The sequence below is a fragment of the Marivita geojedonensis genome, from assembly GCF_002115805.1.
Classification (GTDB): Bacteria; Pseudomonadota; Alphaproteobacteria; order Rhodobacterales; family Rhodobacteraceae; genus Marivita; species Marivita geojedonensis.
Window position 1 is genome coordinate 20725 of the sequence record NZ_JFKC01000014.1, and the last position, 22852, is coordinate 43576.

Here is a 22852-nt window from a genome sequence, read left to right on the forward strand (position 1 = left end):
GTTTCCGTTAACGGAAACGTCACCCGGCCTCGGCCTTTTCCGATAATTCCAGCCACAGATCTTCGGCTTCGGCCAGCGCGGTCTGGCGCGCGACCAGAGCCTCGGACGCCTTTTTGAATTTCACCGGCTCGCGGGTGAAGAGATCGGGATCGGCCATCAGCTGTTCAAGCTTTCCGATCTCGGCGGTCAGGCGGTCAATCTCGCCGGGAAGCTCTTCAAGGCGGTGTTTCTCGGTGAAGCTCAGGCCGGATTTCTGCTTCGGCTCCGACGCAGGCTTCGGGGCCTGTTGTTTTTGCGCAGGTTTTGACGCCGGTGTCTCTGTCGCGTCGTCGCCCCGTTGGGCGCGGTAATCGCTCCAGCCGCCGGCATAAACCGTGGCGCGGCCCCGCCCCTCCATCGCAACCGTGGTCGAGGCCACGCGATCCAGGAAGTCGCGGTCGTGGCTGATGAGCAGCACGGTGCCGTCATACTCGCCCAGAAGATCCTGCAGCAGGTCGAGCGTTTCGACATCGAGATCGTTGGTCGGTTCGTCAAGCACGAGCAGGTTCGATTCGCGTGCCATGATCCGCGCCAGCAGAAGCCGCGCCTTTTCGCCCCCCGAAAGTGACCGCACCGGGGCGCGGGCCTGCCGTTCGTCGAACAGGAATTCCTTGAGATAGCCCACCACATGTTTCGGCGCGCCGCGCACCATGATCTGATCGGCCTTACCGGACACCCGCATCTCGGGATCGCCGGTCAGGTTTTCCCACAGGCTGAGATCGTCATTCAACTGCGCGCGGGTCTGGTCGAAAACGGCAGGGACAAGGTTCGTGCCCAGCTTGACCGACCCGGAATAGGGTTCAATCTCGCCCATCAGCATGCGGATCAGGGTCGTCTTGCCCACACCGTTGGGGCCGACAAAGGCCACGCGGTCGCCGCGCTGCACGGTCAGGGAAAAGTTGCGCACGATGGTCGTGTCGCCAAAGGATTTGGTCAGGCCGACAGCTTCGATCACCTTGCGGCCGGATTTCGGGCCTGAGGCCAGTTCCATCGCGGCGGTGTCCTGCCGTTTGATCATCGCAGCACGTTCGCTGCGCAGGTCCTGCAGGGCGCGCACCCGTCCCATGTTGCGCTTGCGACGGGCGCTGATGCCTTCGACGGCCCAGCGGGCTTCGGATTTGATCTTGCGGTCCATCTTGTGGCGCTGGAGGTCTTCCACCTCCCACGTCTTGTCGCGCCATGCCTCAAACGCGGCAAAGCCCTTTTCCTGCCGTCGCACCTGTCCCCGGTCGATCCACAGTGTCGCGCGGGTGAGTTCGGTCAGGAACCGCCGGTCGTGGCTGATCAGGACAAAGCCCTTGCGGGTGCGTTTCAACTCGTCTTCGAGCCAGCCGATCGCTTCGATATCGAGGTGGTTGGTCGGCTCATCCAGCAGCATCAGATCAGGATCCTGCGCCATCAACCTGGCCAGTGCCGCACGTCGCCGTTCGCCGCCAGACGCGGTGTCGGTGGCGCGGTTCGGGTCGAACTTCAGGCCCTCGCCCGCACGTTCGACCTTGTACTGCTCCGAGGGATCAAGCCCGTGCATGGCGTAATCACCCAAAGTGGCAAAACCGCTGAGGTCGGGATCCTGCTCCATGTAACCCGTGCTGATGCCCGGCGGCACGATGCGCTCGCCATGGTCCGGCTCCACCAGTCCGGCCATCACCTTCATCAGCGTGGATTTGCCCGAGCCGTTGCGCCCGACAAGCGCGACGCGGTCGCCGGGCTGGACGACAAGGCTGAGGTAATGGAACACCGGCTCACCCCCGAAGGTGAGCGAGATGTCGTTGAGTTGGAGAAGCGGAATGATGGCCATGCCGCCGCGCTACGGCGCGGCGCGCGCAAGGTCAAGAGGGCTGGGCTGTGCGGCCTGTGCCAGGGCACGCAGACGGGCTTTGCGCGGTTCGGGAATGGCGGCAACGCACAGGCCGGTGAAGACGTGAAGCGTGTCGAGCTGTACGTCCCGGACGGCATGATCCCCGACCCAGCCCCCCATATTCAGATAGCTGCGCAACAGATGCGGCAGCGGCGCGCAGGGCGTCTCCTCTTGCGGGAGGTCCAGCGTGTTGGGGCTGACCCGTCCCGGACGCAGCTCTGCCGGGCCAAGGTGGTTTGCCCGGAGCGTGGCCAGCGCGGCACGATGATGAGCGGAATCTGCACCGGGAAAAGAGCTGCATCCGATCAGCATCTGAACCGCTTGCGCATCCACCAGCGCGCCAATGGCCGCCCAGGCCAGCCGAAGCGCCATCAGGTCAGAGGGACCTTCGGATTGGCAGACACGGCCAAGCTCGAGAAACGGACCCGGCAGCGCCGACAACGGGGAGAGCTCGTAGAACTGGCCGGTATAGCTGGACGGGAGATCGGTCGGATGTCGCAGCAGACGAAGGCGGAACGCGACACGCGCCAGTCCCTCTGGCGATGTGACAAGCCCGTGCAGGCAGTCGTCATCGAAGCGGTCGGCATCGGACGCGCCATCCCGGAAGGCACGCGCCCGCAGCGCAAGCGCGGCGCGGCGCAGATCGCCACAGGGGCCGATGCGCGCGCCGTAGCCACCATAGCTCAGACCCACAAAAGGCACAGGGACAGCGGCCTCGATCGGCGCCGCCCCGGATGTCATCAGTTGAAGAAGTCCGCGGCGTTGATCCCGCCGATATTGCCGAAGAGCTTGCGGATGAAGCTGATATCGCCATCGCCCGAACGCGTGATGCGGCGCGCCAGCGGCACAACCTGCCCGTCTTCAAGGCCGTAGCGTTCGATGTTTTCGACCACACCGCCGGAATCGAAGGTGATCGCCAGAACTTCGCGATCAACCACTTCGGGTTCTTTCCATGCAAAATGGCGCACATCGCTTTCGATGTAATAGAAGCCGGAATCGTTCAGTGTGCCCGAGGTGGACGGAACGCCGATCAGGTCTTCCACGGTCGCACGGGTGTCGACGCCCGGAACGATCTGCTGCAATTCGTCCTCGGAAGGAACATACCCATGTGTCCGGTAGCGCGCGGTGCATCCGGCAAGCGAAATGCACAGAAGCGTCACAAGCCCGATCCTGACTGTCGATCTGATGCCCTGCATGGCGCCTCTCTTGCGTTGGCGTTCGCTGCCTTTTATCCCGATTACACGGCCTTTGGCCTGCGTTCAAGCAAAGGGTGCACACAAGATATGCCACAACAGGTTCTGAAACCCGGAGAATTTCGCGTCAGCGACCTGTCGAGCCGGCGACCGACCCCGTTCGACCTGAGGCCGGACGCCCCCCAGCGGGACGCGATTGCAGCGCAGCTTGGGCTGTCGTCGCTGAAGAAGCTGCGCTTTGCCGGCGAGATCGCGCCGGCTGGCGCGCGCGGCTGGGCGTTGACCGGAACGCTGGGTGCGACGGTGGTTCAGCCTTGCGTGGTGACACTTGAACCGGTGACGACCCGCATCGATGAGCCCATTGAACGCGTGTTCATGCCTGCGGAGTATTTCGAGGACGTTGAAGCCGGTTCGGAAACCGAAATGCCCGAAGACACCAGCACCGAACCGCTGGGCTCTGTGATCTCGGCGCACGACACGATGATCGAATCGCTGTCGCTGGCCCTGCCGCAATATCCCCGCGCGGACGCCGCAGAACTGGGGGAAGCGGTCTTTGCAGAGGATGGCGTGACGCCTCTGCGCGACGAAGACACCAAGCCCTTTGCAGGCTTGGCGGCGCTGCGCGACCAGTTGGATAAAAAGTCCTGAGGCCGACACCAGAAAACGCTTGCGGATTCCGCGATTGCCCCTATGTTCGCGCCTTCATCTGAGGTGGGGGTTGCTACCCGACCCGGTTTCCCCGTATGAGGCCGGACACACTCGAAACGCGGCATGGCGCACATGCCACCGGTTATAGACAATTGAGGTTGAGACATGGCTGTCCAACAGAACAAAGTATCCAAGTCGCGTCGCAACAACCGTCGCGCACATGACGCACTGGTCGCAGCGAATCCGAACGAATGTTCGAACTGCGGTGAACTGAAGCGTCCGCACCACGTGTGCCCGTCCTGCGGCCACTACGCGGATCGCGAAGTGATCGCACAGGCCGACGAAATCGACCTGGACGAAGACGCGGCATAAGCAACGGCAGGACGACCCCCTCCGGATGACCTCATCGCAGGATCATAACAAGGTGGGTGCTTCGCCAATTGTGCTTTCCATTGACGCCATGGGTGGCGATCTTGGGCCGGAGGCAGTTGTCTCCGGCATGTCTCGTTCTGCGAAGGCGAATCCCGATATTCGCTTTCTCGTCCACGGGCCGAAGTCGAAGCTCGAAAGACTGATCGAGCGGAAAAAACCGCTGGCCGGACGATGCGAGATTCGCGACGCAACAGGCGTTGTGTCGATGGAAGACAAACCCAGCCACATCATGCGGCATGGGCAGGACACATCCATGTGGGCCGCCATCGAAGCCGTGCGCAACAAAGAGGCCACGGTTGCGGTGTCCTGTGGCAACACAGGCGCTCTGATGGCGCTGTCGATGATCCGCCTGCGCAAACTGCCCGGCGTGAACCGCCCGGCCATCGCGATTCTCTGGCCGTCGCGGAACCCGCAGGGCTTCAATGTGATGCTGGATGTGGGCGCCGACGTCAAAGCTGACGCCCAGGATCTGCTGCAATACGCGCTTATGGGAGTGTCCTATGCCCGCAACGGGCTGGCGCTCGACCGTCCCCGCGTCGGTCTGCTCAATGTGGGCACCGAGGAACACAAGGGCCGTGCCGAGCTGAAACAGGCGCATGAGTTGATTACCCAGGTGTCAGAACGTGCCCAGTTCGATTTCGTGGGATTCGTAGAAGGTGGCGATATTCCCGGTGAAGCCTGTGACGTGATCGTCACCGACGGCTTTACCGGCAATGTCGCGCTCAAAACCGGTGAAGGCACCGCGTCGTTGATCGGGGACAGGCTGAAAGAGGCGTTTGCCTATTCGCCCCTGTCCCGTCTGGCGTCCTTGCTGGCGCTGACATCGCTGCGCCGACTGAAAAAGAAGATCGATCCCCGCCGCGTCAATGGCGGGGTTTTTCTTGGATTGAACGGGACGGTTGTGAAATCGCACGGCTCTGCTGACGAAACCGGCGTGTCCGCAGCGATCAAACTGGCGTTCCAGTTGGCGCAGTCCGGCTTTTCCGAGCGGCTCGCCGCGCGGCTAGCGTCGATCACCGACATTGCATCCGAGAACGCGACAGAGACATCCACAAACGAGGAGAGCCCTAAATGACCACACGTGCGGTTGTCATAGGGCTGGGTCACTACCTGCCCGAACGGGTTGTGCCGAACTCCGAATTCGAAGCAACACTGGACACATCCGACGAATGGATCCGGTCGCGGTCGGGTATCGAACGCAGGCATTTCGCAGCAGACGGGGAAACGACGTCGGATCTTGCCACTCAGGCCGCGAAGAACGCGCTGGCCGATGCGGGGCTTGAGCCGAACGACCTCGATGCGATCGTTCTTGCGACCTCAACGGCGGACCTGACCTTTCCCTCCGCCGCCACGATGGTGCAGGCGTCGCTTGGAATGACGCGCGGGTTCGCATTTGACGTGCAGGCGGTCTGCGCCGGGTTCATCTATGCCATCGCAAACGCAAATGCGCTGATTGTCTCCGGTCAGGCCAAGCGGATCATGGTGATCGGGGCCGAAACCTTCAGCCGCATCATGGACTGGACCGACCGATCCACCTGCGTGCTGTTCGGTGACGGCGCAGGTGCGGTCATCCTCGAAGCGCAGGACGGCGCAGGAGACAAAACCGACCGAGGCATCCTGTCGGTCGATCTGAATTCGGACGGGCAGCACCGGGACATCCTCTATGTCGATGGCGGCGTGAGCACGCAGACAACGGGGTTCCTGCGTATGCAGGGCAAGGAAGTTTTCCGCCACGCCGTTGAAAAACTTGCAAAAACCGCGACGACCGCGATGGAAAAGGCGGGGATCGACAATGATGAGGTCACCTGGATCGTGCCGCATCAGGCGAACATCCGGATCATTCAGGGCACCGCCAAGAAACTGAACCTGTCGATGGACCATGTGGTTGTCACGGTTCAGGATCATGGCAACACCTCGGCCGCATCGATTCCGCTTGCGCTCTCGGTGGGCGTGGAGCGCGGCCAGATCAAGCGCGGCGACGTGGTTGTGACCGAAGCCATCGGCGGCGGCTTGGCCTGGGGCGCGGTTGTGCTGCGCTGGTAGGCAAAATCTTTCTAAAACCCCGCTTCCAAGCCATTGATATTGACTCGGAAAATCGCAAGGCCCATGCTGGCGCTAACCGGGGAGGTTTGTGTAATGGGACAAAAAACACTGACACGTATGGACCTGAGCGAAGCCGTGTTTCGCGAGGTGGGCCTGTCTCGCAATGAAAGCGCCGAACTGGTCGAAACGGTTTTGAACCACATGTCGGACGCGCTGGTCGCCGGAGAGCAGGTCAAGATTTCGTCCTTTGGGACGTTCTCCATCCGCGACAAGGCCGCGCGCGTCGGGCGCAACCCCAAGACCGGGGAAGAAGTGCCGATCAATCCGCGCCGTGTGCTGACGTTCCGTCCGTCGCACCTGATGAAAGACAGGGTGGCCGCAGGCAACAAGGGCTGACGGCCATGAGCAAATCCGCAGACGCCTTCCGCACCATCAGCGAAGTGGCCGAATGGCTGGAGACCCCGGCCCATGTTCTGCGGTTCTGGGAAAGCAAGTTCACACAGGTCAAACCGGTCAAGCGCGCAGGCGGACGCCGCTATTACCGTCCCGCCGATATGCGTCTCCTCGGGGGTATCAAGAAACTCCTGCACGAAGATGGGATGACCATCAAAGGCGTTCAGAAAATACTTCGAGAACAGGGAATTAAACACGTTTCCTCACTCTGCACATTAAGTATGGCAGACGAGGACGAGGGCGATGCGGCCCTGATTGAAGCGGTCCCGGCTTCGGAACCTGTCGACACGGTCGTGCCCTTCACCAAGCCCGAGCCTCAAGATGAGCCTGCTGCTGATGCAGAACCGGTTGAGGCCGAGGCCGAGGCGGTTCCTGAGCCTGTACCCGAGGATGTGGCCGGACCCACGGTGGAACCGGAGGTGGACGCTGAACCTGCGCCGGAACCGGAGCCTGAGATCTCGGACGCTGAACCGCCCGAAGCGCCTGCGGCCGTGCAGGAAGAACCAGAGCAGCCACCGCGGGTTGATGTGGCGTTCGACGCGCCGGACGCTGAACCTGCCACGGAACCAGAGCCTGAGGTTGCGGCAACGGTCGAACCCGCTGAACCGGTTGCGGCTACCCACGAACCTGATCCCGAACCTGTGGAAAGCCCGACGGCAGACGCCGCTGCCCTGCCCGCCTTTCTGCAGCGCTCCATGGATTATCGCCGCGCCGAGGAAAGTGAGTCGCCGGCGGAAGAGATCGCAACCGAGGCCGAAGTCGCACCTGTCCCGGCATCCGAGCCGGCAGAGCCGGTGCCTGGTACGCTGACGCATCTGTCCAGGATCTCGCGGCTGTCCCCGGAGACGGCCCGGCAGATTGCACCGATTCTGGAGCGCCTGAAACAGGTTGCGGGCTGAGGCACAGGGGTCAGATCCCCTGAAATTCGCTCTTGCGGCCAGACCCAAAACCGTTATGACAGGCCGCAGTCGGGCTATAGCGCAGCCTGGTAGCGCGTCCGTCTGGGGGACGGAAGGTCGCAGGTTCAAGTCCTGCTAGCCCGACCAATCATCACACAGCTATCCTTGTCGCCTTCTACACCAGAGTGTGGAAAAACGCCTCGCATGGCGCGCAACTGCTTGCTATGCAAGGCGGAACGCGGATGAGGGGCATGGTATGACGGGTGTATTGGCCAATCAGCAGATCACGGATCTGATCGATCAGGGTGTCATCGCCTCGGACGTGCCGTTTGTCGATGGGCAGGTGCAACCGGCCAGCCTCGATCTGCGGCTGGGTACGGTTGCGTATCGTGTGCGGGCCTCGTTCCTTGCGGGCAAAGGGCGGCTTGTCGAGGACAGGCTTGACGATTTCGAGATGCACCGCATTTCCCTTGAAGGCGGGGCTGTACTTGAAAAGGGCTGCGTGTATCTTGTTCCTCTGATGGAACGGCTGGAGCTGCCTGCGGATATCAGCGCCGTCGCCAACGCCAAAAGCTCGACCGGGCGGTTGGACCTTCTGACCCGCACGATCACCGATGAAGGCACCGAATTCGACCGGATCGCTGCGGGATATACCGGCCCGCTTTACGCCGAGATCTGCCCCCGGTCCTTTTCGGTACTGGTGCGTCCGGGTATGCGTCTGAACCAGATCCGCTTCCGGACCGGACAGTCGATCCTGAGCGACGAGTCGCTGCGGGCGCTGCACGAGGCGGAAACTCTGGTGACAGGTGGACCGGCCGTCATCAGCGACGGGCTGGGCTTCTCGGTCGATCTGAAGCCCGAAACCGGCAATCTGGTGGGCTACCGGGCAAAGCCGCATACGGGGGTGATCGATCTCGACAAGCTCGGTCATTACGCCCCCTCCGATTTCTGGGAAGAGCTGCATACGACCAACGGGCAGATCATTCTTGACCCGGACGCCTTTTACATTCTGGTGAGCCGCGAGGCGGTTCATATTCCACCTCAGTATGCGGCCGAGATGGCGCCATTCCTCGCGATGGTCGGGGAATTCCGAGTTCATTATGCCGGGTTTTTCGATCCCGGCTTCGGCCATGACGCGGCGGGCGGGACCGGGTCACGCGGGGTGCTTGAGGTGCGGTGCCACGAGGCCCCGTTTGTGCTTGAGCACGGGCAGATTGTCGGGCGGCTGGTCTATGAGAAAATGGATCAGGCCCCGAGCCAGCTTTATGGCGCGGGGATCAAATCGAACTATCAGGGACAGGGACTGAAACTGTCGAAACACTTCGCGCCGGCTTAACGGCGCGGATCCTGGTCCCGGGGAGCGGCGGATTTCCGACGCTTGGCCAAAGCATTCTGACCGGCGTTCATGCCGGCATTGATGCCCGAATTGATCATGCGGCGCATCACAGTGCGCATGACCATGTTGATGATCGTATTGAGGTTCATATCGTCCTCCTGTCTCGTTTGGCTGCCTCAGCTGGGGAGATAGGGGAAAAATACGACGATTTTCGGGCAGTCAGGCAGGGATTCTGCGGCGTTTTTTCCGACACCGGGCGGGCGATGCGTCGACGCATCGCGTCTTTCCGTCACCGGAAAGACGTGCTCAATCCTCGAAGAGTTCGGACTGGCCTTCTTCGGTTTCTTCCTCGGAATCCACGTCGCCTTCCCCCATCTGTGGCAGCGTGCCGGGCGGCGGGCGGTTCTCGAGCAGGCCCGCTGCGCGCAGTTCCTTGAGTCCCGGCAGATCGCGGGCGGATTCGAGACCGAAATGGTCAAGGAAATCCTGTGTCACCACAAAGGTCACGGGGCGGCCCGGTGTCATCCGCCTGCGGCCAAAGCGGATCCATTCCATTTCCAGAAGCTGGTCAACGGTACCCCGGCTGACCGACACGCCGCGGATCTCTTCGATCTCGGCGCGGGTGACGGGTTGGTGATAGGCGATGATCGCCAGTGTCTCGATCGCCGCGCGGCTGAGTTTCCGGGTCTCAACCGTTTCCTTCTGCATCAGGAAGCCAAGATCGGGTGCGGTGCGGATCGCCCAGGCATCGCCCACCTTGACCACGTTGACGCCCCTGCCCTCGTACCGCTTGCGCAGATAGACCAGCGCTTCGGCGGCATCCGAGCCATGCGGCATTCGGTCGTTCAACTCCTTGACCGTCACCGGTTCAGCAGTCGCGAACAGGATCGCCTCGACCATACGTTCCTGTTCGCCCATCGGCGGCGCTTCGAACAGGCTTTGTTCGAGTTCGCCGTCTGTCTCTGTCTCCGCGATTTCGGTGTCGTCGCTCATCGCCCATCTCTCCGGCGCAGTTCAATCGGGGCAAAGGTGTCGGACTGGCGCAGCTCTACCTTGCCTTCCTTGGCCAGCTCCAGCGACGCGGCAAAGGTCGCCGCCGTGGCAGAGCGCCAGCGCACCGGGTCCACGTCCCAGCCATCGGGCATGTAAGACGAAATGTCGGTCCACGTACCGGCAAAGCCGATCAGCCCACGCATCCGTTCAAGCGCCTGTTCCATCGTGAACACCGCATCGCGGTCCATCACGAAGGGGCGGAATTCGTCTTTGGTGCGGATACGCGCATAGCCCTGCATCAGGTCAAGCAGCGTCGCGGTGTATTCCACCTTGCGCACGCGCTGCACCTCCTGCGTGATGCCACGGGCAAAGAAATCGCGGCCCAACTGATCGCGTGCCATCAGTTTCGCGGCCACGTCGCGCATCGCCTGCAGGCGCTCCAGTTGAAAGGCCAGATGCGCGGCAAGGTCTTCACCCGACGGGCCTTCTTCGCTGGGGTCGGGTGGCAGCAGCAGACGGGATTTCAGAAACGCCAGCCACGCCGCCATCACGAGGTAATCCGCAGCCAGTTCGATGCGCAGCGCCTTGGCCTTTTCGACAAAAGCCAGATACTGCTGGGCAAGGTGCAGAACGGAAATCTTCCTGAGATCGACCTTCTGCGTCCGGCTCAAGGTCAGAAGCAGATCGAGCGGGCCCTCGAACCCGTCCACATCGACGATCAACGCCTCTGCGGCCAGCCGTTCCGCAACGGCGCTGTCAGACCTGTCCGATGTCGCGTCGTTCATGCACCGCGCCTTTGCTCCAGTTCCGCAAGCTTGGCGGTGAGGGCGGCAATGTCAACATCATCCGGGGCGGTTCTGCGTGCAACTGCGGCCTCGGCGCGGGTCTGGCTTGCGGTGGGCATGGTGCCAATCCGATCCATCAAGGCGATGCGCTCGGCCAGATCGCCATTGCAGTGCAGGATCACGTCGCAGCCTGCGGCCATCGATGCGGCGCCTCTTTCGGGAACAGTGCCCGACAGCGCCTGCATACCGATGTCGTCGGTCATCAGCAGGCCGGCAAAGCCCAGATCGTCGCGGATGCGGCGGATCATGCTGGGCGAAGTGGTGGCCGGGCCGGTTTCGCCAAAGGCGCTGTAGACCAGATGCGCAGTCATCCCCATCGCCACATCGGCAAAGGGGCGGAAGGCGGCGAAGTCGATGGCGTTCAGCGTTTCGGCGGTAACGTCGATGCGCGGCAGGTCGAGGTGGCTGTCCATCTGCGCAAGCCCATGTCCCGGGATGTGCTTGATGACGGGAAACACGCCACCCTGTTCGTGGCCGTCCACCACCGCGCGGCCAATTTTTACCACCTGGTCAGGATTTGATCCGTAACAGCGATTGCGCAGGAACGGGTGGGTTTCGGGCCGCGCCACATCCAGCATCGGCGCGCAGTTGGCGTCAATGCCAAGGGCCATCAACTCATGCGCGATGATGCGGTAGCGCAGGCGCATCCCCTCTTCGGCATTCGGCCCCAACGTTTCAACATGGTCGAGCGGCGGTAGCCATTCGGTGGCCAGCGGCGCGCGCAGGCGCTGCACACGACCGCCCTCCTGGTCGATGAAGATGGGCGCGTTCCAACCGACGGTGGCACGCAGATCGGCAGTCAGGGCGCGGATCTGATCGGCGGTCTCGAGATTGCGGTCGAAGAGGATGAAGCCGAACGGGTTGGCCTCGGCAAAAAACGCGCGCTCGTCCTTGGACAGGCGCGCGCCGTCGCAGCCATAAATGGCAGCTCCGAAGGGTCGGTGTGTCACCGGCTGACCACAGGGATGCAGTCCGCGCCTTCGGCCACCAGGGCGGCACAGAAGCGCCTGGAGTCGCTCAGATCTTCGAACCCATGCGCCCGCAGACGGTAGAAGATGCGTCCGCCGGACGTGGCCTGTTCGATCACGCGGTCCTTGTCGTCTAGATATTCGCCAAAGCGGGCCTGAAGCTGATCCCACTGTTCGCGGGCGATGTCCGGGCTGTCATAGGCTCCGAACTGGACCAGACGGGTGCCGGACGGAATGTCCGAAGGATCGACCTCTGCCGTTCCGGAGGCGGCAGCCTGAATCGGAGCCGAGAGCGACGCAAGCTGCAGGTCTGCAGGCCGCTGTGCAGGACGCAGGGAGCGCGCGACACCCGGCACGGACACGGGGATGATCGGCGTGGTGGAGGCGACCTCCTGTTCGGCGTCGGTGTCGAACACACCGGTTTCGGGGGCCGGTTCAATATCGGTCAGCGGCGTGGCGTTGGCGGCGATCTGATCGGCCAGCGCCTTTATCGGATCGTCAGCATTGGCGATATCGGTCAGGGCCAGCGCCGGGGCTTCGCTGTCGGCATCTTCGCGCAGCGAAGCGAGTGCCAGTTGCTCCTGTTCGCTCAGCTCGGGCTGCGGTGCATCGGCCAGTTCGGCCACCGGCAGGTCCTCATCCGTCAGGTCGAGCGGTTGCGGTGCAAGTACGATCTGATCGGGCGGCGGAGCGGAGGTGCCGGTTCCGGCAACGTTGTTGACCGCCAGCCCTTCGTGGCGGGCAATCTGGCCGCCGGGGTTTTCAGGGGCCACGCGCATCGGGCCTTCAATCGCCCGCACCACAGGGACGCCGGACACGTCCCGCATGATGAGCCGATACCCCCAAACCGATACGCCAACAATCAACGCCAGCGACATCGCCGCGCCCAGCCAGTTGGCTGCCGTGGCGAGGTTGCCGGACGTTCTTTCCCCCCGAACGGGGGCCGTCACTTGCATGTCTGCCATGTTCGCCTCTTTCCCCGGTGGTCGTTGCCACCGGTGGTTCTTGCCTTTGCCTCAGCCGGTCATGGCGCTTTTGTCAGCGCATTTCTTCGACCGGTGTGACGCCCAAGATACCAAGACCGGCAGAAATAACAACAGAGACGGACCGCGCGAGGGCGATTTTCGCCTGTGTGGCCTCGGTGTTGCCTTCCTGCAAAAAGCGCAGTTCGGGCACGTCGTTGCCCTTGTTCCACAGCGCGTGCAGGTCGGAGGCGAGTTCGTAGAGGTAGAACGCGACGCGGTGCGGCTCGTTCGTGCGGGCAGCGATCTCGACCAGACGCGGCCATTCCGCCAATTTGCGTGCGACGGCCAGTTCACTGTCATGGGTCATGCCGGACAGATCGACACCGGCCAGCGTTGCGTCATCAACCGCGACGCCGGCCTCGGTCGCCTTGCGCAGCACCGAATGGACCCGTGCGTTGGCGTATTGCACGTAAAAGACCGGATTGTCCTTCGACTGCTCCAGCACCTTGTCAAAGTCGAAATCCAGCGGCGCGTCGTTCTTGCGGGTGAGCATCACGAACCGCGTCACGTCGGGGCCGACCTCGGACACCACGTCACTCAGAGTGACAAAGGTCCCTGCCCGCTTGGACATCTTATAGGGCTCGCCGTTCTTGAAGAGCTTCACAAGCTGGGTCAGCTTGATGTCGAGAGGGGTTTTCCCATCCGACAGCGCGCTGACGGCCGCTTTCATCCGTTTGACATAGCCACCGTGATCGGCGCCGAAGACGTCGATCAGAAGGTCATAGCCGCGCTGCACCTTGTCATAGTGATAGGCGATGTCGGGGGCGAAATAGGTCCAAGACCCGTCCGACTTCATGATCGGACGGTCGACATCATCGCCATGTGCGGTCGACTTGAAGAGCGTCTGTTCGCGCGGTTCCCAGTCCTCGGGCTTCTTGCCCTTGGGCGGTTCCAGCACGCCGCGATAGATCAGGCCCTTGTCCCGAAGGCTGTCGATGGCTGCTTCGATCAGTCCCGTCCCATAGAGGGATTTTTCGCTGAAGAACTTGTCCATTTTGACGCCCAGCAGACCCAGGTCATGACGGATCAGGTCCATCATGGCATCGGTGGCGAAGTTGCGCACTTCGTCCAGCCACTCTTCTTCCGGCGCGTCGAGGAACTTGTCTCCGACTTTGGCTTTCAGCGTTTCACCAACTTCGATGAGGTAATCGCCGGGGTAGCTGCCATCAGGCCAATCGACGCTGAGATCATGGGCTTCCTGGTAGCGCAGGTAAACCGACCGAGCCAGAACATCGACCTGTGCGCCGCCGTCATTGATGTAGTATTCCCGCGTGACGTCATAGCCCGCGTAATCCAGAAGCGATGCCAGCGCGTCGCCGAACACCGCCCCCCGCGTGTGGCCGACATGCAGCGGGCCGGTAGGATTGGCCGAGACGTATTCCACATTCACGCGCTTGCCCTGCCCCATGTCCGATTTGCCGTACGCGGCACCGGAGGTCAGGATGGCCTTGGGCAGTCCCTGCCAGACCGCATTGCCCAGACGCAGGTTGAGAAACCCCGGACCGGCGACTTCGGCAGACGAAATGCGCGCGTCCTCGGCCAGCTTTCCGGCCAGCGCATCTGCGATATCGCGCGGTTTCTGCCCGGCAGGTTTCGCCAGCACCATCGCGGCGTTGGTTGCCATGTCACCGTGCAGCGGATCGCGCGGCGGTTCGACCGTCACGTTGGCAAAGTCGAGGCCGTCTGGAAGCGCGCCTTCGGCGACCATCGCGTTCAGGCTGTCGATCACAAGCGCCCGGATATCGGAAAAGAGGTTCATGTCACACGTCCTTTGTTCGGGACGTCCTCTACCACCTTGGCGCGCGGCGTCAAATGTTAGGCTTGGCCTTCCGCCTTTGCGCGGTGTTCTTTCATCGGCAGCATTGCGATCAGACGCGTTCCACGGGCGTCTTTAGGGGTGGTCTTGGGCCCGAGAATACGCAGTGTGCCGCGCGGACCGATATCCGCGATCGGGATGCCTTCGGGATGGGTGTTGTACCAATCCTCAAGGGTGAATTCCTCGGACAGCGTGGTGGAGCGGAACTCCCACCCGTCCCACATGCGGCGCTGCACCTGCCAATAGGTTTCGCCCGCGCCAAGCGCCCGCCCGCCCAGTTTCGGCGGCAGGGCATAGCGTGCCGATTCCGAGGTTTCGCGGTTCAGCTGGTAGACGTTTTCCCGACCGAATTCCGGCGCGAGGTCAGTGGCGACCAGAGTGTTGTAGGCGTCGTTGTCCGTGGCGGCGATCACCGTCTCATAGGCCATCAGGTCCAACCGGTGTTCAGCCCCTTCGGACAGGATATCGCCGGTGTAGATACTCAGACCCGCCTCGCGTGCCTCGCGCAGATGGCTGCGGTTCGGATCCGAGATCATAACCGGAAGGTCGAGTTTCTTCAGCAGCTTGCCGAACTCGACCGTCCAGCGGTTACCGCCAACCAGCAGCACGCCCGGAGTGGTCGAGGCGGTGAGGCCCAGCAACTGCGCGAGTGGCTTCAGTGAGAAGCCATGCAGCAGCACGGTGCCGGCCACCAACGCGAAGGCCAGGGTCGAGATCCGGGCGGCATCCTCGATACCGGCCTGCACGAGGCGTTCCCCGAACAGCCCGGCCACCGCGACAAGCACCACGCCGCGCGGCCCGGTGAAGGCCACCAGCAGCCGCTCTGCCCAGGGCACGTTCGAGAAAGCAAGCGAAATCAGAACGGTGACGGGACGGGCAATCAGGATCACCGCCACAACGGTGGCCAGCGTCTGCCAGTTCATGCTCAGCAGGGTCTCGCGGCTCATGTTCGCGGCCAGCAGGATGAAAACGCCGGACACCAGAAGGATGGTCGCGTGTTCCTTGAAGCGGTGCATTTCGGCGTGGCTGGGCAGATGGGAATTCGCGATCCAGACGCCCATGATGGTCACGGCCAGCAATCCGCTTTCATGCAGAAGCGAATCCGTGGCCGCGAAGGCCACCAATACGCTCACGAAGAGAACCGGAACCTTCATGTATTCCGGCACCCAGCCGCTTGAGAATGATTTCGCGATGCCCCACCCGGCCGCGATGCCGACAAGGGTCGCCACCACAACGCCTATGGCAAGGGTCCAGACGACCTCTTCAACCGTGGCCGCGGTCTGCCAGACGAGAACCACCTCGAAGGCCAGCACGGCGGCCAGCGCGCCAACGGGATCGTTGACAATGGCTTCCCATTGCAGGAGCGCCGCAGGACGGCGTTTGAGCCGAGCCTGTCGCAGCAGGGGCGCAATCACCGTCGGGCCGGTGACGATCATGATTCCCCCGAACACAGACGCCGCAGCCCAGCTCAGCCCGCCAACGTAGTGCAGCACCGATGCCGACAGCAGCCAGCCGATGGGGCCACCGATGATGACCAGCCGCTTCACCCCGACCGCAGCATCCGCAAGCGACTTGAAATTGAGTGTCAGCCCACCTTCGAAAAGAATGATGGCTACGGCGATGGCCACAATCGGTTGGAGCAGATCGCCCATGGCCACCGACGGGTCGAGAACCCCGAACACCGGCCCAACCAGAAGCCCGGCCAGCAGCATCAGAACAATTGCCGGAAGATTGAGCCGCCACGCAAGCCATTGCGCCCCAACGCCCAAAGCGCCGACCAATGCAAAAGCGGTGACCGGGTTCATGCCGGCGTCTGCGGGTGTTGCCACGATAATTTCCTCTTATGACCTTGCCGAAATCACGTCGGTACCCGTCAGGCGCGCATGCTCCTGCAGGGCGAACCGATCGGTCATCCCGGCAATGTAGTCCGAAACGATGCGTGCGAGTTCCGTGTCGGACTGAATTTCCGCAACGTCCTTGCGCCATTGCTTGGGCAAAAGCGACGGGTCGGACATGAACATCGGGAAAAGCTCGTTGATGACCTTGGTCACCTGCGCCCGCATCTCGACCACCCCCGGCGCGCGGTACATGCGGTGGAACAGAAAATCCCTGATCACTTTGAGATCGGACCAGAGAGAGGGGGTGAACTGGACCATCATGCGCCCCGCCGCGCGGATGTCCTCGGGCGAGTGCGGGTCGAGGTCTTTCAGGTTGGCTCGGGTGACGTTGATCACATCGCTGACCAGCACACCGAAGAAACGGCGCAGGGCTTCGTGTCTGCGGCGGTAATAATTCAGGCCTGGATAAAGGCGATCCACTTTGGAAAAACAATCACTTACGATGGGAAGTTCAGCCAGTTCATCGGTTGAAAACAGCTCGGCCCGCAAGCCGTCATGCAGGTCGTGGTGGTTGTAGGCGATGTCATCGGCAAGTGCTGCAACCTGAGCTTCGGCGCTGGCATGGGTGTGCAGTTCCAGATCGTGCCGGGCATTGTAGGCGGCCAGCGCGTGGGGGATCGGCTCCCCCACCGGGCCATTGTGTTTTGCAATGCCTTCAAGGGTTTCCCAGGTGAGGTTCAACCCATCGAAATCGGCATAATGCCTCTCTAACGCGGTCACGATGCGGATCGCCTGAGCGTTGTGATCGAACCCGCCATAGGGCTGCATCAGCGCATCCAGCGCGTCCTCTCCGGTGTGACCAAAGGGCGTGTGCCCCAGATCATGCGCCAATGCCACGGCCTCGGTCAGTTCAAGATCGAGGTCCAGTGTCTTGGCGATGGTCCGTGCCACCTGCCCGACCTCGATGGAATGGGTCAGCCGGGTACGGAAGTAATCGCCTTCATGTTCGATGAAGACCTGTGTCTTGTGTTTCAGCCGCCGAAACGCTGAAGCATGGATGATCCTGTCCCGGTCGCGCTGGAAGCACGAACGGAATTCGCTTTCCTCTTCCGGGTAGAGCCTGCCCCGCGACCTGCCCGGATCGCATGCATATTGCGCCGTCATCGCAGCACCGCCTGTTCTTGTTCCCTGTCCCGGGCGCCCTTATATTCAGATCAGTGCACAATTCAAAGCGAACCCGAGGGTGACATGCAGCTACCACCGAAAGTGACGGACCGCGCATTCGAACGGTTGTCGGAAATCGGCGCCAGTGCCGAGGGCAAAGCCCTGCGCGTGACGGTCGAAGGCGGGGGGTGTTCGGGGTTCCAGTACGATATAAAGCTGGACGAACCTGCGGACGATGACCTTGTGCTGGAAGGTCATGGTGAGCGGGTCGTGGTGGATTCGGTATCGCTGCCCTTCCTATCGAACGCGGTCATCGACTTTTCGGAAGAACTGATTGGCGCGCGCTTCGTGATCCAGAACCCGAATGCCACGTCCTCCTGCGGGTGTGGCACCAGTTTCTCGATGTGATCACCGGCTCCGCGCAGCCCTGTTCTCAGGACAGTTTGGTTGGCCGCTCGGCGCGGGCGAACCCGTGAAAGAATTCTGCGAAATGCTGTGACGAGGTTTCGGCCTGCGCCAGCACATCCATTGCTTCGGGCGAGAGCGCGTCCTGCATGTGCATCCGCATGGCCCCCCAGTCCCCGCTGCGCGCATCGGCAAGGTTGAACATCGCCTCGGACATTTCCCGCATGGGCGTGGCGCGGCTGGTGCTGTGGTCAAAACGCATCCGGCCCTGCACGAACCCTTTGACGAATGCCTGATCCCCGATGGTTGCCTGATGCCAGTTGCAGACGAGGAATTCATGGTAATCGTCATTGAGCGCAACGGTATCTCCGTCGGTCACGGTAAACAGCGCGGTTTCGCGTTTGAGCCAATCGGTCCAGAGCGTCGGCGGCGTTTCCCGCGCGAACTGCATGGCAATGCAGATTTCCGACAGCAGGTCCGCGTTCTGTTCGATATAGGCCAGCAGACCCGCGAAATGCAGACTGCGGCTTGCCTGCGGATCCAGCTGCGGGTCGCGGCGGCCATATTCGCTGAGGTAAAAGACAAGATGGGTCAGCTCATAGGCCGCTTTCTTGTTCGGCAGCGTAAAGGTGTCGGATCGGGCCATGAAGGCGCGCGCGCGGGCTTCAAGTGCAGGAACGTCGCCTGAAGCCGTGACGCCGCGCCGGGCCATGAGGCGGACAGCTTCCAACCGCTGGAGATCGGACAGTTCGGCCTGTGGCAGGTGCTGATCCGAGGCCCAGCGGACGAGTCGCTCGCCCGTATCGCCGCGTAAACCGAGGTCTTCCAGATCGAGCACGATGGACAGGAAGAAACGGTAATACTGCGGAAAGAAACGCAGGCGGTTTTCGACCGTTTGGTAAAATCCTGCATAGGTTTCGAGCGCCGCCTCCCCGGGATGTGTTCCGGTACATTCCAGGATGTTCAGGATTTCCGCGTTTTCCTTGAGCCAGAACACGTCGTCACCAAAACGGCGGTGTTCGGCAAAGCAGCTCAGAAGCGCGCCGAGGCGCGCTTCCTGCGAGTTGATCCGGGACGGGGGAACAAGGTGAATGACGTTGGTCATGATCCGTGCCTCCTTGAGGGTCAAGGGACGGGCCACCCCGCCCCGGGTCAGATTGGGAGCCGGTTACGAACCGGAGGTGAACAGCGCGCAGCCTTCGCCATCAGCGGTGGACTCAGCCATCACAGGGCCGGAGCCGGACGTGAACGCTTCGACCGCATCGCCGGTACGGGCGTCCGACGTGGTCGGTGCGGACCCCGAGGTGAATGCTTCGACGGCATCGCCGGTACGGGCGTCAGATGTGGTCGGCGCGGACCCCGAGGTGAACAGTTCAACCGCATCGCCGGTTGTGGCGCTGGTGCTGACCGGAGCCGAACCGGAGGTGAAAAGGCCGGTTGCGTCACCCGTCAGCGTCGCCACGGCGGTCACAGGCGACGAACCGGATGTGAACATTTCGACGGCATCGCCAAGAAGCATATCCGCTGACGCCACGGGCGCCGAACCCGACGTGAAGAGCGCGGAGGAACCACCCCCATGAATATCGCAGTCACTTGCGATATGGCGCTGATTTTCAACGTGGTTTTCGGTAATCTGGAATTTACGAACGGCGGTCATGAGTGCCTCCTCTGGCTGGTTGAATGACTTCGAGGCTGGCACGTAGAAATTGTATTTAAGAAGAAAAATTATCGCTTAAGATGTACGAACGCGAGTTATCCACATTAAGATACATGCATAGGTTGTTCTCTGAACAACTGTCCTCGGGTTATCAACAGAATGAAAAAATCTGGGGATAACTTTTACAAATCGGAAACAATCGTCGAAACCATCACGATCTGAATCCAGATCGGCAGGCGAATCCCCGGCGTTCAATCCCTTCGTTCAATCGACGATTCGACCGGATCGCGGCTTGTGCGCGCGGGGTCTTCTTGGGATAGAGGGACAACCTGGGAGGACCGACATGAAAATCGCCACGTTCAACATCAACGGCATCAAGGCCCGCCTGCCCGCTCTGACGGACTGGCTGAAGGAAAGCGAACCGGATGTTGCGCTGCTTCAGGAGATCAAGTCGGTTGACGAGGCCTTCCCGCGCGAGGCGATCGAGGATCTGGGCTACACCGTTGAAACGCACGGACAGAAAAGCTTCAACGGCGTGGCGATCCTGTCCAAACTCCCGCTGGAGGATGTCACTCGGGGCCTGCCCGGAGACGACAGCGACGAACAGGCGCGCTGGATCGAGGCTACCGTGATCGGCGACACACAGGCTGTACGGGTGTGCGGGCTCTATCTTCCGAACGGCAATCCGGCGCCGGGGCCGAAATACGATTACAAACTCGCCTGGATGGACCGGCTTGAAGCGCGGGCACGCGACCTTCTGGCCGATGAGATGCCTGCCCTTATGGCGGGTGACTACAATATCATCCCGCAGGCCGAGGATGCCGCCAAGCCGGATCAATGGGTCAAGGACGCGTTGTTTCTGCCGCAATCGCGGGCCGCGTTCCGGCGCATCGTCAACCTGGGGTTCACCGAGGCGTTTCGCGCCCGGACGCTGGGCGGCGGGCATTATTCGTTCTGGGACTATCAGGCCGGCGCATGGGAGCGGAACAACGGCATCCGCATCGACCACTTTCTGCTGACGCCAGCCTGTGCCGATCTGATGGCGGATTGCTGGATCGAAAGCGCCGTGCGCGGACGTGAAAAACCGTCTGACCACGTGCCCGTCTGGGTCCGTCTTGACGCCTGAGTACGGAGCGCCTTGCGGAACGACGACCTGCGGCATACATCTTTTTCAAAGTCCACAACCGGAGAGCAGCGCCATGGCCATGCAAGCGCAGGAAATCGAAGACCTGATCCGCGCCGAATTCCCCAACGCGAAGATCACGATCACCGATCTTGCGGGCGACGGAAACCACTATGCAGCCGAGGTCATCGACGAGAGCTTCAAGGGCAAGAACCGCGTCCAGCAGCAGCGCGCCGTCTATGCCGCCCTGAAGGGCAAGATGGACGGGTCTCAGGGCGAATTGCACGCTCTGGCCCTGACCACAAAGGCCCCCGACTGATGCCTGCGCGGCTTCGGAATATCCTGTGGATCGAACGCTCTGCGGATGTCACACAGAGATCGCCGGAGCGCCGTATCACCCCTGCCCGCCCGCAGAGGCGCGCATGATGGGTTTTCTGACCAACACCTGGCCGATGTTTGCCGCCATTGGCCTTGTCACCCTAATAACTGTCGGCGCAACAATGCCCTATATCCGCAAGGACCGGAAACGCCGCGAAGAGATGGAGCAAGACAATGACTGACGCGAAACAGCAGATCGACGAAACCGTGAAATCAAACGACGTGGTGCTTTACATGAAAGGCACCAAATCGATGCCGCAATGCGGCTTCTCCAGCCGCGTGGCGGGGGTGCTGAATTACATGGGGATCGACTACAAGGACGTGAACGTTCTTGAAGACGAGAACATCCGTCAGGGGATCAAAGAGTATTCCGACTGGCCGACCATTCCGCAGCTTTACGTCAAAGGCGAATTCGTCGGCGGCTGTGACATCATCACCGAGATGACCCTGTCGGGCGAGCTGGACCAGCTTTTCGACGAAAACGGCGTCACCTACGACAAGGACGCCGCCGACAAGATCCGCCAGGCCAACGCCTGATCCTTACCGCTTGCTCGACAAGCAAAAAGCCCCGGCTTCTGCCGGGGCTTTCCTGTTTTGGGGTGTCAGACCCGAGCGACTGCGGCGCGACGCGCCTAGCCGGCCTTCTCTTCGACATCGCGGGCCAGCGCCTCGGCACGGGCGGCGATTTCCTGAAGGGACTCGGTCACATCGGTCGGCACCACCGGCACCTCGATCCGTTCGGGTTCCGGCGGCGGTGCATCCTTGAGTGCGCGCAGCTCTGACAGGTATCCCGCCGCGCGGTCTTCGGTCTCACGCAGCTTGTCTTCCAGACCCGCCGTTTTGTCCGCCAGCATCAGACCTGCCATCAGCAGCATCCGCGCTTCGGGAATCCGGCCAACCTGCTGCGCCAGAACCTGCGCTTCGGTGTCCAGCATCTTGGCAGCGGAATAGAGGTACTGTTCCTCGCCTTCCTGACAGGCCACGTCAAAGCTGCGGCCTCCGATGGTGATTTCGACTTCGGGCATCAGTTCACCTCCTCGGATTGGGCCGCGGCGGCCAGAAGCGGGTCAAGCGATGCGATGATCGCACGGGTTTCCGCAGCCTCGACCGCGCGGGCGGCGCGCAGCCCCTCAAGCTCGGCCAGCATGGCTTTATTGATCAGGTGCGGCTCTCCGACGTTTTCGGCCAGCGCCTTGCGCAGCTCGTCATTGGTGGCGCGCAGCATCTCGTTCGACTGGCGCAGGCGCTGCATGTCGAGATCAAGCGCGGCTACGTCCACGCTGGGGGCAGCGGCAACCGGTGCTTCAGATGCCTGAGCCGCAGCCGCGCGGGCCGCCTCAAGCTCTTCGCGGTGGGATTCATGCAGCTTGCGGACACGCTCTTCCAGCTGCGCATTGGCAAGCTTTTCGTCCTCAAGCGCCTCGCGCAGCCGGGCGACCTCTTCCGGGTCGATCTCGGGTGTGACGGGGGCCGGTGCGGCCTGTGCCGCCCGCTCCTCGATCCGGGCCACGCCCTGGGCCACACGGTCGAGCGCCGCTGTGATCCTGTGTTGAAGTTCATCGATCTGGGTCATCTGCCTGATCCCCGCTTGTTGTTTGTCCAGCACCGGAGACCGGGGACCAGACAGATTTTTCCTTGCTCTCGAAACGAATCGCTCCGTCCTCTTAATGTGAAAGTTTAACAATCCGCGCTCAAAAATGCGCCCCCTTATGCACCTGATGCAGGGATGTGCGGCTTGA

27 protein-coding genes and 1 tRNA gene are annotated in these 22852 nt (G+C 62.0%); 13 read left to right on the top strand and 15 right to left on the bottom strand.

From position 1 onward, the window contains the following. Window positions 1-19 precede the first annotated feature (19 nt). Genes MGEO_RS13660 through MGEO_RS13670 form a run of 3 tightly spaced genes read right to left on the bottom strand, consistent with a single transcriptional unit; the run spans window position 20 to window position 3093 of the window. Window positions 20-1837 carry an ABC-F family ATP-binding cassette domain-containing protein gene (locus MGEO_RS13660; RefSeq protein WP_085638761.1) on the bottom strand — a complete coding sequence of 606 codons (1818 nt, stop codon included), beginning with the start codon at window positions 1835-1837 and terminating at the stop codon, window positions 20-22. 9 nt (window positions 1838-1846) lie between these two features. Next, window positions 1847-2638 carry a GNAT family N-acyltransferase gene (locus MGEO_RS13665; RefSeq protein ID WP_085638764.1) on the bottom strand — a complete coding sequence of 264 codons (792 nt, stop codon included), beginning with the start codon at window positions 2636-2638 and terminating at the stop codon, window positions 1847-1849. Continuing rightward, the gene (locus MGEO_RS13670; RefSeq protein ID WP_085638766.1) at window positions 2638-3093 is read right to left on the bottom strand and encodes an outer membrane protein assembly factor BamE; all 456 of its coding nucleotides are present in this window, start codon (window positions 3091-3093) and stop codon (window positions 2638-2640) included. The genes MGEO_RS13665 and MGEO_RS13670 overlap by 1 nt, the downstream gene beginning before the upstream one ends. Before the next feature lie 87 nt (window positions 3094-3180). Between MGEO_RS13670 and MGEO_RS13675 the strand changes: the two genes are divergently transcribed. The 8 genes from MGEO_RS13675 to MGEO_RS13710 all read left to right on the top strand — a co-directional run bounded on the left by MGEO_RS13675 (window position 3181) and on the right by MGEO_RS13710 (window position 8901). Next, window positions 3181-3738 carry a YceD family protein gene (locus MGEO_RS13675; protein WP_085638769.1) on the top strand — a complete coding sequence of 186 codons (558 nt, stop codon included), beginning with the start codon at window positions 3181-3183 and terminating at the stop codon, window positions 3736-3738. A 165-nt stretch (window positions 3739-3903) separates the two neighbouring features. Beyond that, window positions 3904-4110, top strand: coding sequence for a 50S ribosomal protein L32 (gene rpmF, locus MGEO_RS13680; RefSeq protein WP_085630687.1), 207 nt, complete (start codon window positions 3904-3906; stop codon window positions 4108-4110). Between the two features lie 25 nt (window positions 4111-4135). After that, window positions 4136-5245 carry a phosphate acyltransferase PlsX gene (gene plsX, locus MGEO_RS13685; protein WP_085638772.1) on the top strand — a complete coding sequence of 370 codons (1110 nt, stop codon included), beginning with the start codon at window positions 4136-4138 and terminating at the stop codon, window positions 5243-5245. Beyond that, window positions 5242-6213 (top strand): beta-ketoacyl-ACP synthase III, encoded by a 972-nt coding sequence (locus MGEO_RS13690; RefSeq protein WP_085638776.1) that lies wholly within the window; start codon window positions 5242-5244, stop codon window positions 6211-6213. Before plsX ends, MGEO_RS13690 begins: the two co-directional genes overlap by 4 nt. A 93-nt stretch (window positions 6214-6306) precedes the next feature. Further along, complete coding sequence (ihfA, locus tag MGEO_RS13695) at window positions 6307-6609, top strand: integration host factor subunit alpha (RefSeq protein WP_085638779.1); 303 nt, start codon at window positions 6307-6309, stop codon at window positions 6607-6609. A gap of 5 nt (window positions 6610-6614) precedes the next feature. Then, window positions 6615-7565: a MerR family transcriptional regulator gene (locus MGEO_RS13700; protein WP_085638782.1), complete on the top strand. Its 951-nt coding sequence runs from the start codon at window positions 6615-6617 to the stop codon at window positions 7563-7565. 70 nt (window positions 7566-7635) lie between these two features. Beyond that, window positions 7636-7712: transfer RNA gene (locus MGEO_RS13705), tRNA-Pro, on the top strand. 109 nt (window positions 7713-7821) lie between these two features. After that, window positions 7822-8901, top strand: a complete 1080-nt coding sequence (locus tag MGEO_RS13710; RefSeq protein WP_085638784.1) for a 2'-deoxycytidine 5'-triphosphate deaminase — start codon at window positions 7822-7824, stop codon at window positions 8899-8901. On the opposite strand, the gene MGEO_RS21410 is transcribed toward MGEO_RS13710, so the two are convergent. From MGEO_RS21410 to MGEO_RS13745, 8 genes are all read right to left on the bottom strand, one after another. Next, complete coding sequence (locus tag MGEO_RS21410; protein WP_158091023.1) at window positions 8898-9050, bottom strand: hypothetical protein; 153 nt, start codon at window positions 9048-9050, stop codon at window positions 8898-8900. The two genes, MGEO_RS13710 and MGEO_RS21410, sit on opposite strands and share 4 nt — an antisense overlap. Before the next feature lie 157 nt (window positions 9051-9207). Next, on the bottom strand, window positions 9208-9894 hold the full coding sequence (gene scpB, locus MGEO_RS13715; RefSeq protein ID WP_085638787.1) for an SMC-Scp complex subunit ScpB: 687 nt from the start codon (window positions 9892-9894) through the stop codon (window positions 9208-9210). Next, the gene (locus MGEO_RS13720; RefSeq protein ID WP_085638790.1) at window positions 9891-10679 is read right to left on the bottom strand and encodes a segregation and condensation protein A; all 789 of its coding nucleotides are present in this window, start codon (window positions 10677-10679) and stop codon (window positions 9891-9893) included. Before MGEO_RS13720 ends, scpB begins: the two co-directional genes overlap by 4 nt. Continuing rightward, a complete protein-coding gene (locus tag MGEO_RS13725) occupies window positions 10676-11689 on the bottom strand; it encodes a glycoside hydrolase family 3 N-terminal domain-containing protein (RefSeq protein ID WP_085638793.1) in 1014 nt (337 codons plus the stop codon). Before MGEO_RS13725 ends, MGEO_RS13720 begins: the two co-directional genes overlap by 4 nt. Beyond that, window positions 11686-12672, bottom strand: coding sequence for an SPOR domain-containing protein (locus MGEO_RS13730; protein ID WP_085638797.1), 987 nt, complete (start codon window positions 12670-12672; stop codon window positions 11686-11688). Before MGEO_RS13730 ends, MGEO_RS13725 begins: the two co-directional genes overlap by 4 nt. 73 nt (window positions 12673-12745) lie before the next feature. After that, window positions 12746-14491 (bottom strand): arginine--tRNA ligase, encoded by a 1746-nt coding sequence (gene argS, locus MGEO_RS13735; RefSeq protein ID WP_085638800.1) that lies wholly within the window; start codon window positions 14489-14491, stop codon window positions 12746-12748. Window positions 14492-14547: 56 nt separating this feature from the next. Continuing rightward, on the bottom strand, window positions 14548-16377 hold the full coding sequence (locus MGEO_RS13740) for a cation:proton antiporter (protein WP_408607520.1): 1830 nt from the start codon (window positions 16375-16377) through the stop codon (window positions 14548-14550). A gap of 12 nt (window positions 16378-16389) precedes the next feature. Continuing rightward, complete coding sequence (locus tag MGEO_RS13745; RefSeq protein WP_085638804.1) at window positions 16390-17550, bottom strand: deoxyguanosinetriphosphate triphosphohydrolase; 1161 nt, start codon at window positions 17548-17550, stop codon at window positions 16390-16392. A gap of 84 nt (window positions 17551-17634) precedes the next feature. Between MGEO_RS13745 and MGEO_RS13750 the strand changes: the two genes are divergently transcribed. Beyond that, entirely contained in the window at window positions 17635-17958 is a 324-nt protein-coding gene (locus MGEO_RS13750; protein ID WP_085638807.1) for a HesB/IscA family protein, read from the top strand. Between the two features lie 25 nt (window positions 17959-17983). Here the strand turns inward: MGEO_RS13750 and MGEO_RS13755 are convergent, their stop codons facing one another. Beyond that, window positions 17984-19060: a DUF6902 family protein gene (locus tag MGEO_RS13755; RefSeq protein WP_085638810.1), complete on the bottom strand. Its 1077-nt coding sequence runs from the start codon at window positions 19058-19060 to the stop codon at window positions 17984-17986. A gap of 63 nt (window positions 19061-19123) precedes the next feature. Beyond that, window positions 19124-19612 carry a DUF6749 family protein gene (locus tag MGEO_RS13760; RefSeq protein WP_085638813.1) on the bottom strand — a complete coding sequence of 163 codons (489 nt, stop codon included), beginning with the start codon at window positions 19610-19612 and terminating at the stop codon, window positions 19124-19126. Window positions 19613-19955: 343 nt separating this feature from the next. Between MGEO_RS13760 and xth the strand changes: the two genes are divergently transcribed. The 4 genes from xth (at window position 19956) to grxD (ending at window position 21650) form a co-directional block, all read left to right on the top strand. After that, window positions 19956-20738, top strand: a complete 783-nt coding sequence (gene xth / locus MGEO_RS13765; protein WP_085638815.1) for an exodeoxyribonuclease III — start codon at window positions 19956-19958, stop codon at window positions 20736-20738. 73 nt (window positions 20739-20811) lie between these two features. Further along, window positions 20812-21054 carry a BolA/IbaG family iron-sulfur metabolism protein gene (locus MGEO_RS13770; protein WP_085638818.1) on the top strand — a complete coding sequence of 81 codons (243 nt, stop codon included), beginning with the start codon at window positions 20812-20814 and terminating at the stop codon, window positions 21052-21054. Between the two features lie 25 nt (window positions 21055-21079). Beyond that, window positions 21080-21295, top strand: coding sequence for a hypothetical protein (locus tag MGEO_RS21415; protein WP_158091024.1), 216 nt, complete (start codon window positions 21080-21082; stop codon window positions 21293-21295). Continuing rightward, complete coding sequence (gene grxD, locus MGEO_RS13775; protein ID WP_085638822.1) at window positions 21288-21650, top strand: Grx4 family monothiol glutaredoxin; 363 nt, start codon at window positions 21288-21290, stop codon at window positions 21648-21650. The genes MGEO_RS21415 and grxD overlap by 8 nt, the downstream gene beginning before the upstream one ends. 95 nt (window positions 21651-21745) lie before the next feature. Here grxD and MGEO_RS13780 read toward each other — a convergent pair whose 3' ends face one another. Further along, on the bottom strand, window positions 21746-22138 hold the full coding sequence (locus tag MGEO_RS13780; RefSeq protein ID WP_085638825.1) for a cell division protein ZapA: 393 nt from the start codon (window positions 22136-22138) through the stop codon (window positions 21746-21748). Continuing rightward, the gene (locus tag MGEO_RS13785; protein WP_085638955.1) at window positions 22138-22686 is read right to left on the bottom strand and encodes a hypothetical protein; all 549 of its coding nucleotides are present in this window, start codon (window positions 22684-22686) and stop codon (window positions 22138-22140) included. Before MGEO_RS13785 ends, MGEO_RS13780 begins: the two co-directional genes overlap by 1 nt. Between the last annotated feature and the right edge of the window lie 166 nt (window positions 22687-22852).

What these genes read in the sequence shown, in the direction of transcription:
- MGEO_RS13760 (WP_085638813.1), bottom strand. Translation starts at nt 19,612, where the DNA reads ATGACCGCCGTTCGTAAATTCCAGATTACCGAAAACCACGTTGAAAAT.
- MGEO_RS13690 (WP_085638776.1), top strand. Translation starts at nt 5,242, where the DNA reads ATGACCACACGTGCGGTTGTCATAGGGCTGGGTCACTACCTGCCCGAA.
- MGEO_RS13700 (WP_085638782.1), top strand. Translation starts at nt 6,615, where the DNA reads ATGAGCAAATCCGCAGACGCCTTCCGCACCATCAGCGAAGTGGCCGAA.
- MGEO_RS13665 (WP_085638764.1), bottom strand. Translation starts at nt 2,638, where the DNA reads ATGACATCCGGGGCGGCGCCGATCGAGGCCGCTGTCCCTGTGCCTTTT.
- MGEO_RS13660 (WP_085638761.1), bottom strand. Translation starts at nt 1,837, where the DNA reads ATGGCCATCATTCCGCTTCTCCAACTCAACGACATCTCGCTCACCTTC.
- MGEO_RS13710 (WP_085638784.1), top strand. Translation starts at nt 7,822, where the DNA reads ATGACGGGTGTATTGGCCAATCAGCAGATCACGGATCTGATCGATCAG.
- MGEO_RS13720 (WP_085638790.1), bottom strand. Translation starts at nt 10,679, where the DNA reads ATGAACGACGCGACATCGGACAGGTCTGACAGCGCCGTTGCGGAACGG.
- MGEO_RS13785 (WP_085638955.1), bottom strand. Translation starts at nt 22,686, where the DNA reads ATGACCCAGATCGATGAACTTCAACACAGGATCACAGCGGCGCTCGAC.
- xth (WP_085638815.1), top strand. Translation starts at nt 19,956, where the DNA reads ATGAAAATCGCCACGTTCAACATCAACGGCATCAAGGCCCGCCTGCCC.
- MGEO_RS13780 (WP_085638825.1), bottom strand. Translation starts at nt 22,138, where the DNA reads ATGCCCGAAGTCGAAATCACCATCGGAGGCCGCAGCTTTGACGTGGCC.
- MGEO_RS13670 (WP_085638766.1), bottom strand. Translation starts at nt 3,093, where the DNA reads ATGCAGGGCATCAGATCGACAGTCAGGATCGGGCTTGTGACGCTTCTG.
- MGEO_RS13675 (WP_085638769.1), top strand. Translation starts at nt 3,181, where the DNA reads ATGCCACAACAGGTTCTGAAACCCGGAGAATTTCGCGTCAGCGACCTG.
- MGEO_RS13750 (WP_085638807.1), top strand. Translation starts at nt 17,635, where the DNA reads ATGCAGCTACCACCGAAAGTGACGGACCGCGCATTCGAACGGTTGTCG.
- plsX (WP_085638772.1), top strand. Translation starts at nt 4,136, where the DNA reads ATGACCTCATCGCAGGATCATAACAAGGTGGGTGCTTCGCCAATTGTG.
- grxD (WP_085638822.1), top strand. Translation starts at nt 21,288, where the DNA reads ATGACTGACGCGAAACAGCAGATCGACGAAACCGTGAAATCAAACGAC.
- MGEO_RS13745 (WP_085638804.1), bottom strand. Translation starts at nt 17,550, where the DNA reads ATGACGGCGCAATATGCATGCGATCCGGGCAGGTCGCGGGGCAGGCTC.
- MGEO_RS13770 (WP_085638818.1), top strand. Translation starts at nt 20,812, where the DNA reads ATGGCCATGCAAGCGCAGGAAATCGAAGACCTGATCCGCGCCGAATTC.
- MGEO_RS13755 (WP_085638810.1), bottom strand. Translation starts at nt 19,060, where the DNA reads ATGACCAACGTCATTCACCTTGTTCCCCCGTCCCGGATCAACTCGCAG.
- ihfA (WP_085638779.1), top strand. Translation starts at nt 6,307, where the DNA reads ATGGGACAAAAAACACTGACACGTATGGACCTGAGCGAAGCCGTGTTT.
- argS (WP_085638800.1), bottom strand. Translation starts at nt 14,491, where the DNA reads ATGAACCTCTTTTCCGATATCCGGGCGCTTGTGATCGACAGCCTGAAC.
- MGEO_RS13730 (WP_085638797.1), bottom strand. Translation starts at nt 12,672, where the DNA reads ATGGCAGACATGCAAGTGACGGCCCCCGTTCGGGGGGAAAGAACGTCC.
- MGEO_RS21410 (WP_158091023.1), bottom strand. Translation starts at nt 9,050, where the DNA reads ATGAACCTCAATACGATCATCAACATGGTCATGCGCACTGTGATGCGC.
- rpmF (WP_085630687.1), top strand. Translation starts at nt 3,904, where the DNA reads ATGGCTGTCCAACAGAACAAAGTATCCAAGTCGCGTCGCAACAACCGT.
- scpB (WP_085638787.1), bottom strand. Translation starts at nt 9,894, where the DNA reads ATGAGCGACGACACCGAAATCGCGGAGACAGAGACAGACGGCGAACTC.